Raw genomic sequence first — 12,512 nt, 5'->3', positions numbered from 1 at the left:
TCATGAGCGAACGCATTCTGTCCCTGGCCGCCCTGACCGTACTCGAGCTGTCACCGCCGGAAATGGTCGAAGTCGCGGCGCGCGCCGGCTACAGCCATGTTGGCTTGCGTCTGGTGCCGGCCACGCCGCAGGAGCATCACTTCCCGCTGGTCGCCGATGCCGCGCTGCGCGCGCAGACCCTTCAGCGCCTGCGCGATACCGGCATCCGGGTGCTGGATGTGGAGATCCTGCGCCTGAAGCCGGACACCGGTGTCAGCGATTTCGAGGCCATTCTCGCCGTGGGGGCCGAATGCGGCGCCAGCGAACTGCTGGTGGCCGGCAACGACCCGGACGAGGCGCGCCTGACCGACAACTTCGCCGCACTCTGTGACCTTTCCGCGCAGTACGGCCTGCATCCGCATCTGGAGTTCATGCCCTGGACCGACGCTCGCGACCTGCCCCAGGCGGCGCGTATCGTCGACGCGGCGGGGCGCAGCAATGGTTGCGTACTGGTCGATGCCTTTCACTTCGACCGTTCGGCCTCGCGTCTGCAGGACCTGGCGGCGATGCCCGCCGAGCGCCTGCGCTACGCTCAATTGTGCGACGTGGCCGGGCCGCGCCCGGATGACATGGACGAGATCCTGCGCCAGGCGCGCAACGAGCGGCGTTTCCCCGGCGAGGGCGATTGCGACCTGCCGGGCCTGCTGCGAACCCTGCCGGCGAACATCCCGCTGAGCCTGGAGATTCCTACCCGGCAGTTGCTGGAGCAGGGCGTCAGTGCGTTGCAGCGAGCCAGCATGGCGCTGGAGACGACACGGCAGGTGCTTGACCGTCAGTCGTAATCCCGCCAGCAGTTGCCGCTGCCGAGATAGGCGCTGCTCGGTTGCGGCCTGTATAGTTAGTTGTCTTGCTATCTTTTTGCGGCGCGTCCGCTTTCGGGTATTTCATGAGCACCACTGCATTGTCCGGCGCCAATCATCCGCTCAAGGGGATCGGCCTGATGGTGCTGGCGACCTTCCTGTTCGCCAGTCACGATGCCATGTCCAAATACCTGTCGGGTTTCTACCCGATCATCCTCATCGTCTGGGCGCGCTATCTGGTGCACACCCTGCTGATGGCGGGCATCTTCCTGCCGCAATCCGGGCTACGCGTGCTGCGCACCAAGCGTCCTGGCCTGCAGGTGCTGCGGGCGCTTTGTCTATTGGGTGTGAGCCTGCTGTTCACCACCGGCCTGATGTTCATTCCGCTGGCCGAGGCGACCTCGGTGATCTTTCTCGCGCCCTTGCTGGTGACTGCGCTATCGGTGCCGCTACTTGGCGAGCGCGTCAGCGCGGGGCAGTGGGCGGCGGTGATCATCGGCTTTATCGGCGTGCTGATCATCGTGCATCCGGGCGGCAACCTGTTCACGCCGGCGGTGCTGCTGCCGCTGAGCGCCGCGTTGTGTTTCAGCGTCTACCAGATCCTCACCCGGCGTTTGAGCGAAGTGGACAGTGCGACCACCAGCAACTTCTTCGCCGGCCTGGTCAATACCCTGGTGATGAGCCTGCTGGTGCCGTTCTTCTGGCATGTACCGAGCGTCACACACGGCCTGATGATGCTGGCGCTGGGCGGTTGTGGCATGGCTGCCCACCTGATGCTGACCCACGCCTTCCGCCACGCGGCGCCCGCCTTGCTGGCGCCGTTCGGCTACGTGCAGATCGTCTTCGCCGGCCTGCTGGGTCTGCTGGTGTTCCAGCACATGCCCGATACCACAGCGTTGATCGGCATCCTTATCATCTGCCTCAGTGGCCTGGCTGCGGCCTGGCAGAGCCGGCAGCAGTCTCGCAAATGACAGTGTTCGATTATCGAACGGAAAACTAACCAGTTCGTTCATTTTGAATTGCTGATCTCCCCAGCCCTGCCAATAATCCAGGCTACGAACAATCCATGAGCGCCGACCAACCGGCCGAGTGAGGGCTCATGAGCACGTCTCGATCCCTCCACTCCGCCCGCTACGGCGCCGCCTCAGCCCGGAGCCGTCTATGCAGCGTTCAATTGCCACCGTTTCCCTTAGCGGTACCCTGCCCGAGAAACTCGAAGCCATTGCCGCCGCCGGCTTCGACGGCGTGGAAATCTTCGAGAACGACCTGCTCTACTACGACGGCAGCCCCGGCGAGATTCGCAAGCGCTGCGCCGACCTTGGCCTGGCCATCACCCTGTTCCAGCCGTTTCGTGATTTCGAGGGCTGTCGCCGCGACCGCCTGCAGCGCAACATCGACCGTGCCGAGCGCAAGTTCGACCTGATGCAGGAGCTGGGCACCGACCTGGTGCTGGTGTGCAGCAACGTCGCCGCCGACTCGCTGGGCGATGACGAAATCCTTATCGACGACCTGCGCCTGCTCGGCGAGCGTGCCGGCGCGCGTGGCCTGCGTATCGGTTATGAAGCGCTGGCCTGGGGGCGTCACGTCAACACCTACCAGCAGGTATGGAACCTGGTGCGCCAGGCCGACCATCCGGCTGTCGGGGTGATCCTCGACAGTTTCCATACGCTGTCGCTCAAGGGCGACCCTGCCGCCATTGCCGATATTCCCGGCGACAAGATCTTCTTCGTGCAGATGGCCGATGCGCCGATCCTGGCGATGGACGTGCTGGAGTGGAGCCGTCACTTCCGCTGCTTCCCTGGGCAGGGCGAGTTCGATCTGGCGGGTTTCCTCGCGCCAATCCTGCGTAGCGGTTATCGCGGCCCGCTGTCGCTGGAGATCTTCAACGATGGCTTCCGCGCCGCGCCGCCCCGGCAGAACGCCGCCGACGGCCTGCGCTCGCTGCTCTATCTGGAGGAGAAGACCCACAAGCGTCTGGAGAAAGAGGGTTATCAGATCGAGTCGGGCGTGCTCTTCACCCCGCCTGCGGCGCACCGCTACGACGGCGTGGAGTTTCTTGAGTTCGCCGTCGACGAGGCCGTCGGCGCGCGTCTCTCCGGCTGGCTGGAGCGCCTGGGCTTCGCCCACGCCGGCCAGCACCGCTCCAAGGACGTCAGCCTGCTGCGTCAGGGCGATATCAACATCGTGCTCAATGCCGAGCCCTATTCCTTCGCGCACAACTTCTTCGAGTCGCACGGCCCTTCGCTCTGCGCCACCGCGCTGCGGGTAAGGAACGGCGTGCAGGCACTGCAGCGTGCTTGCGACTACCGCGGCCAGCCCTATCGTGGCCTGGTAGGGCCCAACGAGCGGGAAATCCCAGCCGTGCGAGCACCGGACGGCAGCCTGATCTATCTGGTAGAGCAGGGCGGAGAAGGGCAGACCATCTACGACACCGATTTCAGCCTAGATGCCAAGGCCCAGGCAAGTGGCGGGCTGCAACGCATCGATCACATGGCCCTGGCGCTGCCGGCCGACTCGCTCGACAGCTGGGTGCTGTTCTACAAGAGCCTGCTGGATTTCGAAGCCGACGACGAAGTGGTGCTGCCCGATCCCTACGGCCTGGTGAAAAGCCGGGCGATCCGCAGCCGCTGCAGCTCGATCCGCCTGCCGCTGAACATCTCGGAGAACCGCAACACCGCCATCGCCCACGCGCTGTCCAGCTATCAGGGCTCCGGCGTGCATCACATCGCCTTCTCCTGCGACGACATCTTCGCCGAGGTGGCGCGGGCCAAGGAGGCCGGCGTGCCGCTGCTGGAGATTCCGCTGAACTACTACGACGACCTGGCCGCGCGCTTCGATTTCGACGACGAGTTCCTCAGCGAGCTGGCCTACTACAACGTGCTGTACGATCGTGATGCTCAGGGCGGTGAGCTGTTCCACGTCTACACCGAGCCGTTCGAGGAACGCTTCTTCTTCGAGATCATTCAGCGCAAGGGCGGCTACGTGGGCTACGGCGCCGCCAACGTCGCGGTACGCCTGGCGGCCATGGCCAAGGCGCGCAGCGGTGGCTTGAAGCGGCCCCGGCTGTAAAACCGGGCGATGCGGCAACCGCTCGGTTGCCGCTGCCTGGCGGCTGTCCGGCCTGCCATAATCCGCACTACCAATACCTATAAAAAAGACATCGCCGTATGACCGAAGCCGTTGCCAACCTGGCCAGCCAACCTACCGAGGTGGTGCGCAAGGTACGTAAGAACAACCCGGAGAAGACCCGCGAGAGCATTCTCCAGGCCGCCATCACGGAGTTCGTCCAGCAGGGCCTGTCCGGGGCTCGTGTGGACGCCATCGCCGAGCGTACCGCGACCTCGAAGCGGATGATCTACTACTACTTTGGCAGCAAGGAGCAGCTCTACCTCGAGGTGCTGGTCAAAGTCTACGGCGATATCCGCGGTACCGAGAGTCGCCTCGACCTGGCCTCGCTGCCGCCGGTACTGGCGATCCGCCGACTGGTGGAGTTCACCTTCGATCACCACGACCGCAACGTCGACTTCGTGCGTATCGTCAGTATCGAGAACATTCACTACGGTGAGTACGTCAAGCAGTCGCCGGCCATCCGCCAGATGAGTAACGTGGTGCTCGATACCCTCGGCAAGACCCTGCGTCGCGGCGAGGAGGAGGGGATTTTCCGACCTGGTATCGATGTGCTCGACGTGCACCTGCTGATCAGCTCGTTCTGCTTCTACCGGGTGTCCAACCGTCACACCTTCGGCGAAATATTCCAGATCGACCTGCCTGACGAACAGGTCAAGCTGCGCCACAAGACGATGATCTGCGACGCCGTGCTGCGCTATATCCAGGGCTGAGCAGATATGAAAAAGCCCCTGGCAGGTTGTCGCTGCCAGGGGCTTTTTGCATGCGTAGGCTCAGAAGCTCGCGAAGTGCGCCTGCATGCGTTCGGCATCGGCCGGGCGGCCGCTGAATAGTTCGAACGCCTTGACCGCCTGGAACACCGCCATGGTGCCGCCATCCAGCGTGCGGCAGCCGAGGGCGCGGGCGTGGCGCAGCAACTCGGTCTCCAGCGGGAAGTAGATGATCTCCGCGACCCACAATCCGGCATGAAGCAATTCGCTTGGCAGTGGCGTGCCCGGCAGCTTGGCCATGCCCACCGGCGTGGTGTTGACCAGGCCGTCGGCTGCGGCGACTTCACCGGCCAGGTCGTCACCCGGGAAAGCGCGCTCGGCACCAAAGTGTGCGTTGAGATTGTCCGCCAGGGCCTGAGCGCGGCCTGGCTCCACCTCGAAAATGCACAGGCGCTCGACACCTTCGGCAAGCAGGGCATGCGCCACGGCGGCGCCAGCGCCACCAGCGCCCATCTGCACCACGCGCCGGCGGGCCACATTGGGCAGGCCACGCCGAAAACCTTCGGCGAAGCCCAGGCAGTCGGTGTTGTGGCCGACGCGCTTGCCATCTTTGAGTACTACAGTGTTCACCGCACCAATGCCCCGTGCTTCGTCCGACAGCTCATCGAGCAGCGGAATGATCGCCTGTTTGGCCGGGAAGGTGATGTTGAGGCCGGTAAAGCCCATGTGCTGCGCGGCCTCGAGCAGGTTCGGCAGGGCATCGATATCCAGGCCCAGCTGGTCGAGGTCGATCAGCCGATAGAGATAGCGCAGGCCCTGCGCATCGCCTTCGCGCTCGTGCATGGCGGGCGTGCGCGAGGCCTGAATGCCTTTGCCGATGAGGCCGGCAAGGATGCCGCTGGTAACGGATGACATGGTCTTAACCCTTGAGCGATTGAGCGAAGTACTGCAGGCCCAGCCGGTAACCCTGACTGCCGAGCCCGCAGATGACACCCACGGCGATCTGCGAGACGAAGGAGTGATGACGGAACGGCTCGCGTTTGTGCACGTTGGACAGGTGCACTTCGATAACCGGCAGCTCGCTGGCCACCAGCGCATCGCGAATCGCCACCGAGGTGTGAGTCCAGGCCGCCGGGTTGATCAGGATGCCGGCGCAGCGTCCGCGCGCGGCATGAATCCAGTCGAGCAGCTCGCCTTCATGATTGGTCTGGCGAAACTCGATTGCCAGGCCATGTTCGGCAGCGGTGTCGGCGCAAAGCTGGGAAATATCGGCGAGGGTTTCGTGCCCGTAGGTGGCCGGTTCGCGCGTTCCGAGCATGTTTAGGTTGGGGCCGTTGAGAACGAGAATGCAGGGCGTCATGGCTGTCTCTTGTTGTTGTGAGGGGCGCCGTGAAAAATGTACTAACTGGTTAATTCAGTCAATCGGGAGGGTGCGCTCACCCTGGGCGCAGCGCTGCGTCACGCCCCCCGGCAGGGCGACAACGTCAGTAGATACGCGGGCTACGCAGGGGGCGATGAAAGGAGGAAAAGTGGGCGGTTATCGACCGGCTGGTTCGGTTGTTGCCTGGTCAGCTGCGCTCGCCACCCTGTACCACCTGATTGCGGCCACTGTGCTTGGCCAGGTACAGGCCTTCGTCGGCCTTGATCACCAGGCTCAGTGGATCATGCTCGGCCGAAGGCCGGATGGTGGCGATGCCGATGCTCACGCTGATCGGCGAGCCCGGTTTGGGCAGGTCGTGGGGAATCCCCATCGCCTCCACTGCGCGGCGGATCTTTTCCGCCTGCAGGCGCGCGCCGCCGGCGGCGGTGCCAGGCATGATCACGGCGAATTCCTCGCCGCCGTAACGCGCTGCCAGGTCGGTGGCGCGCGTGCAGCTGCCACGCAGCGATTCACCGACGCGGCGCAGCACTTCGTCGCCGGCGACATGGCCGTGCTGGTCGTTGTAGGCCTTGAAATAGTCGACGTCGATCATCAGCAGCGACAGCTCGCTCTGGTCGCGCAGGGCGCGGCTCCACTCGATCTCCAAGTACTCGTCGAAGTAGCGGCGGTTGGCCAGGCCGGTGAGGCCGTCTGACTTGATCAGGCGCTGCAGCACCAGGTTGGTATCGAGCAACTGCTGCTGGCTCTCGCGCAGGGCACGGTAGGCCTCGTCGCGCTGCAGCATGGTCAGGTAGGAGCGCGAGTGGTAGCGGATGCGAGCCAGCAGTTCGATCGAGTCCGGCAGCTTGACCAGGTAATCGTTGGCACCGGCAGTGAAGGCGGCGCTCTTGACCTTGGGGTCTTCCTTGGTCGACAGCACGATGATCGGCACGTCACGCAGCCCCGGCGCGGTGCGGTACTGGGCGAGCAGATCGAGACCGTCGACGCCGGGCATGATCAGGTCCTGCAGGATTACCGTCGGCTTGATCTGCTGGGCCACGCTCAGCGCCTGATGCGGGTCGGAGCAGAAGTGGAAGTCGATATCGCTCTCTTCGCTCAGTGCCCGTCGCACGGCTTCGCCGATCATCGCCTGATCGTCGACCAGCAGCACCATCATCGAATAGTCGGGCAGACCGTAATGATGGTTGGGGTTAGCTTGGGGCCCTTGCATAAGTGCTTCTCCGCCTGCGTTTTGGTAAGTCGCGGCTACATGGGCCGCGGGTTGGCGTTCTTAGCCGAGGCGCTCGATCAGGCGCGTCGGAATTCTGTCCAGGGGCAGTACCTCTGTCGCAGCGTCCAGGGCCACCGCGGCCTTGGGCATGCCGTAGACGGCGCTGCTGGCCTGATCCTGAGCGATGGTGTGAAAGCCGCGCTCGCGCATTAGCTTCAGGCCCCTGGCGCCGTCGCGCCCCATGCCGGTCAGCAGCACGCCGATCGCTTCCCCTCGCCAATGGGTGGCCACGCTCTCGAAGAATACATCGATGGATGGCCGATAGATCTGGTCGACTGGCTCGGGGCGGTACACCAGGCGCCCTTCCGGGGCGAGGTACAGATGGTTGTTGGTGCCGGCCAGCAGCACGCTGGCCGGCTGCAGCACCTCGCCTTCGCGCGCCAGGCGCACGGGGATGTGCGCTTCGCTGCCGAGCCATTGCGCCATGCCCGCAGCGAAGACTTCGTCGACGTGCTGAACCAGCACGATGCTGGCGGGAAAGTCCGCCGGTATCTGCCGCAGCAGCTCCACCAGTGAAGCCGGGCCGCCGGCCGAGGCGCCGATCGCCACCAGGCGCTTGCCGCGATTATCGGTGCGGCGCAGCGGCGTCGGTTTGACCGAGCGCGAGGTCTTGTGGCCGATCATCCAGGCGATGTTGTGGATCTTGCGCCGTACCGCGGCGGCATCGAGTACCTGCTGCGGGCCGAGCGACGGTGCGGCGACCACATCCAGCGCGCCGGCGCCCATGGCGTCGAACACCCGTGACATGTTGCGTTCGACATCGGAGGTGACTATGAGGATGGCACAGGGCGTGTCATTCATGATCCGCCGCGTCGCCTCGACACCGTCCATGCCGGGCATGAGCATGTCCATCAGCAGCAGCTCGGGCAGGTCCTCGCGGCAGCGGCTGACCGCTTCCTCGCCATTGCTGGCGACCCAGATCAACTGATATTCGGGTTCGGCCGCCAGCGCGCGGCGCAGGGCTTCGACCGCCAGGGGCATGTCGTTGGCAATGGCGATCCTCATTCGCGGGCCTCACCGATCAGGGTTTGTACGGCATCGAGCAGCGCTTCGTCGTGGAAGCTGGCCTTGGCCAGATAATAGTCGGCACCGGCCTCGAGGCCGCGGCGGCGATCCTCTTCGCGGTCCTTGTAGGACACCACCATCACCGGCAGTGAGCGCAGGCGCGGGTCCTGGCGCACCTGGGTGACCAGTTCGATACCGTCCATGCGCGGCATGTCGATGTCGGTGATCAGCAGATCGAAGGGCTCGGCACGCAGGGCGTTCCAGCCGTCCATGCCATCCACGGCCACCGCCACCTGATAGCCGCGGCTGAGCAGCAGCTTGCGCTCCAGCTCGCGCACGGTCAGCGAATCGTCCACCACCAGCACGCGCTTGCTGATGGCCTGGCGTGCATGGCTGGCGTGGTCGACACGCTCCAGATGGCCGGCACCGAGCAGTTTGCCCACCGAATTGAGCAGGTCGTCGACGTCGAGGATCAGCACCGGCGTGCCATCGTGCAGCAGGGCCCCGGCGGCGATATCGCGCACCTTGCCCAGGCGTGCGTCGAGCGGCATCAGCACCAGGGTGAACTCGCCGAGGAAAGCCTCGACCGCCAGGCCGTGATATTGCTCACGGTCGCGGATCAGCACGATGGGGATGCTGTCATCGTCACCCTGTTTCTCGTTGCATTGCAGCAACTGGGCGGCGGAAATCAGGCCGACGTGTTCGTCCTCCAGCCAGAAGTGCTGACGCCCCTCGAGTTGGACGATGGCGCTGCGTGGCAGGCGCAGCATGCGCTCGATCTGCGCCAGCGGGAAGGCGTAGGCCTCGCCGCCGATGGTCACCACCAGGGCGCGCACCACCGACAGGGTCAGCGGCAGTTCGAGGTGGAACAGGCAGCCCTGGTCGGGGCGCTGCAACAGCCGTACGTTGCCGCGCATGCGGCGGATTTCGTGCTGCACCACGTCCAGGCCGACGCCGCGCCCGGAGACTTCGGTGACCTGCTGGGTCATGCTGAAACCGGGCAGGAAGAGGAAGGCTAGCAGCTCCTCCTCGGTCATCTGCTGCACTTGTTCGGCGGTGGCGAAGCGGCGCTTGACCACGGCCTGGCCGACGCGTTCGAGGTCGACACCGGCGCCATCGTCACCGACCTCCAGCACCAGCATGCCGGCGTGATGGCGCGCGCGCAGTTGCACCACGCCTTCCTCCGGCTTGCCCTTACGCGCACGCAGCGCCGGCGGCTCGATGCCGTGGTCCACGGCGTTGCGCAGCAGGTGTGTCAATGGCGCTTCCAGGCGCTCGAGTACATCGCGGTCGACCTGGGTGGTCTCGCCTTCGATCTCCAGACGCACCTGCTTGCCGAGCGAACGGCCAAGGTCGCGCAGCATCCGCGTCTGTCCCGCCAATACATCGGCGAAGGGGCGCATGCGCGAGGCCAGGGCCAGGTCGTACAGCTGCTGCGTGCGCTGGCCGCCATACCAGACGAAGTCGTCGAACAGCTCCTGGTGCGCCTGTAGCTGTTGCTGGCAGTCGATCAACAGGTTGCGGCTTTCGCTGAACAGCGCTTGCGCGGTGCTGTCCAGGTCGCTGCCGAGCAGGTGCTCGCGCAACGTCTCCAGCGTGCGCCGGGCCGATTCCTGCTGGCGCTTGAGGCGGTGCAGCGAGTCGTTGAGCGGTTTGGTGCGCTGGAACTCCACCAGCGACTTGCCGGACAGGTCGATCAGATGGTCGAAGCGCTCGGCCGATACCCGCAGGACACGGCTGGTGCGTTCGTCGCTGCTGCTCTCGGCAACCTGCGCGCTGAGTGCTACGGGCACCTCGGGCTGCCTGCGCTCGGCGTTTTCCTGCGCCAGCACGGGGCTATTTTCGGGCTGAGCGCGCAGTGCCGGTACGGCGTTGCCGAGCAGCATCTGCAGGCGCGCGGTGATGCTTTCCACCCGCGCTTGCAGTTCTTCATCCTGCTGCGCCTGGCCGATGCGCAGGAGCAGGTCGGAGCCCTGCAGCAGCGCGTCGATGTGATCGGGCAGCAGGCGCAACAGGCCTTCCTGAGCGGCGACCAGCAGGTCCTCCATGGCGTGTGCGACCTGCACGCCGTTGTCCAGGCCGACGATCCGCGCCGCGCCCTTGAGTGAATGGGCAGCGCGCATGCAGGCTTCGAGCTGGCCGGCATTGGCCGGATCGCGCTCGAGCACCAGCAGGCCGGTGTCGAGCACCTGCTTCTGCGCCTCGGCCTCCAGTCGGAACAGGTCGAGCAGCGACGCATCTCTCATCTGGTCCGGTGTCACGCGAGGCTCCCGATCATGTTCTGCAGCAACTGTTCGTCGTCCAGCAGGGTGATGCTCTGTTCCCGCCATTGCAGGACACCCGCGGTGAAGCGGCTGATGGTGCGTTTGTCATCATGCTTGGCGCTGCTGATGCGTGCCAGGGGAATGCGCTGGATGCCGCTGACCTCGTCCACCGGGGCTACCAGCGGGCCGCTGTCGGTCTCGAGAATCAGCATGCGCGGGATTACCCGGCGCTCCCCGCGGCGGGCGTCCTGCTGGGGCTCGAGGTCGAGCAGGTCGCCCAGCGACAGGCAGGCGACCAGCGTGCCGCGTACATTGGTGACGCCGAGCAGGCCGCGATTCTTACGGTGCGGCAGAACATGGATCGGCGAGACCGGCATGACCTCGGCCAGACAGCGTGTGGCGATGGCCAGCCATTGCTCGCCGAGACGGAAGATCAGCAGTGAGCGCTGTTCGCCCTGTGTCTCCTCGGTTTCACCCTGGCCATAATCGTCATCGCCACGCTCCAGGGCGCTGCCGTAACGGTCGAGCAGGGCGATGGCCGCCGCGCCATAGACCTCGCAGTTACGGCAGTGGATGTGTCGCTCCAGACGCGGGCAGCTCTTATCGCCGAATACGCCGATGCGATTCCAGCAATCGTCCACCGCCGGCTGGCTGTGCAGCAGGTCCTGATCAGTCACGTTCGCCTACCTCGGGGTTCTGGGCGCGCCGATACAGGCGCTGGGCGCCGGCCTCATCACCCTGTGCCTGCAGGTGCGCGGCCAGGTGCGTGAGCGCCTCGCGATGCTGCGGTTCGAGATAGATCGCCTTGCGGTAGTAGGAGCAGGCCTGGTCGCCCTGGCCTGCCGCATCACTGAGCAGGCCCAGCCAGTAATAGGCAGCGGCGCTGGGGCCGTTTTGCTGCAGATGTTGCTCGCTGCGCTGGCGCGCCTCGTCGGTACGCCCGGCATTGGCCAGGTTGGCAACCTCAGTCCAGATATCCACCGCGACCATGGCTGGTGCCGCTGCATTGCGCGTCCGCGTCGCAGGGCGTGACCTGCTTGGCGGGGTGGGGCGCGGCGCAACCAAGGCGGCTGGTCGCGTACGGCTGCCGGGCGCGCGGGTTGGCGCGCTTGCAACCGGCTTGGCCTCGACCAGGTGAAAGGCGAAGGTCTGCTGCCGGCCCAGCGCCTGCAGGCCGTTCTGGCTGGCCAGGCTGGCTTCGGCCGGGCCGATGAACAGCGTGCCGCCTTGCTGCAGCTGGCGCTTGAGCAGCTCCAGCACACGCACCTGGGTCGGCCGGTCGAAGTAGATCAGCAGGTTGCGGCAGAAGATGAAGTCGTAGCCGGTCTCGCCGGCGAACAGGCCGGGGTCGAGCAGGTTGCCGGTGCGCAGCCTGACGCAACTGCGTACCCGCTCGTCGAGGAGAAAACCACCCGCGGCCTGCTCCTGAAAGAAGCGTTCACGAAAGGCCAGGGCTTCGCCACGGAACGAGTTGCGGCCGTACAGGCCCTGACGCGCCTGATCCAGCACCTTGTCGCTGACATCCAGCGCATCGATCTGGAACTGCTCGGCGGTGAAGCCGGCGTCGAGCAGGGTCATGGCGATGGAGTAGGGCTCTTCGCCGCTGGAGCAGGGCAGGCTGATCAGGCGCAGCGGCCGGGCGCCGTACAGGTGGGCATGACGCTCTTGGGCCAGGCTGGCGAGCGCATTGAACGATTCCGGGTAGCGGAAGAACCAGGTTTCCGGTACCACCACGGATTCCACCAGCGCCTGCTGCTCGCGTGGCGAACCGCCGAGGGTGGTCCAGTAACCTTCCAGGTTCTGTTGGCCGAGTGCGCTCATGCGCTGGCGCACGGCGCGCTCGATCACACTGCGGCCGACCGATTCGGCGTCCAGACCGATGCGGCTCTTCAGCAGGCGTTCGATATGTTCGATCAT

General features: G+C 65.3%; 11 protein-coding genes. 4 read left to right on the top strand and 7 right to left on the bottom strand.

Translation table 11 applies throughout. From position 1 onward, the window contains the following. Positions 1–2: 2 nt before the first annotated feature. The 4 genes from B3P22_RS15540 (at position 3) to B3P22_RS15525 (ending at position 4,678) form a co-directional block, all read left to right on the top strand. Positions 3–821, top strand: coding sequence for a sugar phosphate isomerase/epimerase family protein (locus tag B3P22_RS15540; RefSeq protein WP_296271602.1), 819 nt, complete (start codon positions 3–5; stop codon positions 819–821). Positions 822–925: 104 nt separating this feature from the next. Continuing rightward, a complete protein-coding gene (locus B3P22_RS15535; RefSeq protein ID WP_296271601.1) occupies positions 926–1,810 on the top strand; it encodes a DMT family transporter in 885 nt (294 codons plus the stop codon). Between the two features lie 190 nt (positions 1,811–2,000). After that, positions 2,001–3,908 (top strand): 3-dehydroshikimate dehydratase QuiC, encoded by a 1,908-nt coding sequence (gene quiC / locus B3P22_RS15530; RefSeq protein WP_296271600.1) that lies wholly within the window; start codon positions 2,001–2,003, stop codon positions 3,906–3,908. Between the two features lie 98 nt (positions 3,909–4,006). Further along, on the top strand, positions 4,007–4,678 hold the full coding sequence (locus B3P22_RS15525) for a TetR/AcrR family transcriptional regulator (RefSeq protein ID WP_296271599.1): 672 nt from the start codon (positions 4,007–4,009) through the stop codon (positions 4,676–4,678). Between the two features lie 60 nt (positions 4,679–4,738). On the opposite strand, the gene B3P22_RS15520 is transcribed toward B3P22_RS15525, so the two are convergent. The 7 genes from B3P22_RS15520 to B3P22_RS15490 form a co-directional block, all read right to left on the bottom strand. Next, positions 4,739–5,590: a shikimate dehydrogenase gene (locus B3P22_RS15520; protein WP_296271598.1), complete on the bottom strand. Its 852-nt coding sequence runs from the start codon at positions 5,588–5,590 to the stop codon at positions 4,739–4,741. Positions 5,591–5,594: 4 nt separating this feature from the next. After that, positions 5,595–6,035 (bottom strand): type II 3-dehydroquinate dehydratase, encoded by a 441-nt coding sequence (aroQ, locus tag B3P22_RS15515; protein ID WP_296271597.1) that lies wholly within the window; start codon positions 6,033–6,035, stop codon positions 5,595–5,597. A gap of 208 nt (positions 6,036–6,243) precedes the next feature. After that, positions 6,244–7,266: a response regulator gene (locus B3P22_RS15510; RefSeq protein WP_296271596.1), complete on the bottom strand. Its 1,023-nt coding sequence runs from the start codon at positions 7,264–7,266 to the stop codon at positions 6,244–6,246. Between the two features lie 60 nt (positions 7,267–7,326). Further along, on the bottom strand, positions 7,327–8,331 hold the full coding sequence (locus B3P22_RS15505) for a chemotaxis response regulator protein-glutamate methylesterase (RefSeq protein ID WP_296271595.1): 1,005 nt from the start codon (positions 8,329–8,331) through the stop codon (positions 7,327–7,329). Next, on the bottom strand, positions 8,328–10,592 hold the full coding sequence (locus tag B3P22_RS15500; RefSeq protein WP_296271594.1) for a hybrid sensor histidine kinase/response regulator: 2,265 nt from the start codon (positions 10,590–10,592) through the stop codon (positions 8,328–8,330). Before B3P22_RS15500 ends, B3P22_RS15505 begins: the two co-directional genes overlap by 4 nt. After that, positions 10,589–11,272, bottom strand: coding sequence for a chemotaxis protein CheW (locus B3P22_RS15495; protein WP_296271593.1), 684 nt, complete (start codon positions 11,270–11,272; stop codon positions 10,589–10,591). The genes B3P22_RS15500 and B3P22_RS15495 overlap by 4 nt, the downstream gene beginning before the upstream one ends. Continuing rightward, positions 11,265–12,512, bottom strand: coding sequence for a CheR family methyltransferase (locus B3P22_RS15490; RefSeq protein WP_296271592.1), 1,248 nt, complete (start codon positions 12,510–12,512; stop codon positions 11,265–11,267). The genes B3P22_RS15495 and B3P22_RS15490 overlap by 8 nt, the downstream gene beginning before the upstream one ends.

This window comes from Pseudomonas sp. UBA6323 (assembly GCF_002439135.1).
Taxonomy (GTDB): Bacteria; Pseudomonadota; Gammaproteobacteria; order Pseudomonadales; family Pseudomonadaceae; genus Aquipseudomonas.
Note: the sequence above shows the minus strand (reverse complement) of the source record. Positions and strands in the feature narration are given on the sequence as shown.

Bases quoted from the DNA above. Each gene is read 5' to 3' on its own strand.
- B3P22_RS15540 (WP_296271602.1), top strand. From the start codon at position 3: ATGAGCGAACGCATTCTGTCCCTGGCCGCCCTGACCGTACTCGAGCTG.
- B3P22_RS15535 (WP_296271601.1), top strand. From the start codon at position 926: ATGAGCACCACTGCATTGTCCGGCGCCAATCATCCGCTCAAGGGGATC.
- quiC (WP_296271600.1), top strand. From the start codon at position 2,001: ATGCAGCGTTCAATTGCCACCGTTTCCCTTAGCGGTACCCTGCCCGAG.
- B3P22_RS15525 (WP_296271599.1), top strand. From the start codon at position 4,007: ATGACCGAAGCCGTTGCCAACCTGGCCAGCCAACCTACCGAGGTGGTG.
- B3P22_RS15520 (WP_296271598.1), bottom strand. From the start codon at position 5,590: ATGTCATCCGTTACCAGCGGCATCCTTGCCGGCCTCATCGGCAAAGGC.
- aroQ (WP_296271597.1), bottom strand. From the start codon at position 6,035: ATGACGCCCTGCATTCTCGTTCTCAACGGCCCCAACCTAAACATGCTC.
- B3P22_RS15510 (WP_296271596.1), bottom strand. From the start codon at position 7,266: ATGCAAGGGCCCCAAGCTAACCCCAACCATCATTACGGTCTGCCCGAC.
- B3P22_RS15505 (WP_296271595.1), bottom strand. From the start codon at position 8,331: ATGAGGATCGCCATTGCCAACGACATGCCCCTGGCGGTCGAAGCCCTG.
- B3P22_RS15490 (WP_296271592.1), bottom strand. From the start codon at position 12,512: ATGATCGAACATATCGAACGCCTGCTGAAGAGCCGCATCGGTCTGGAC.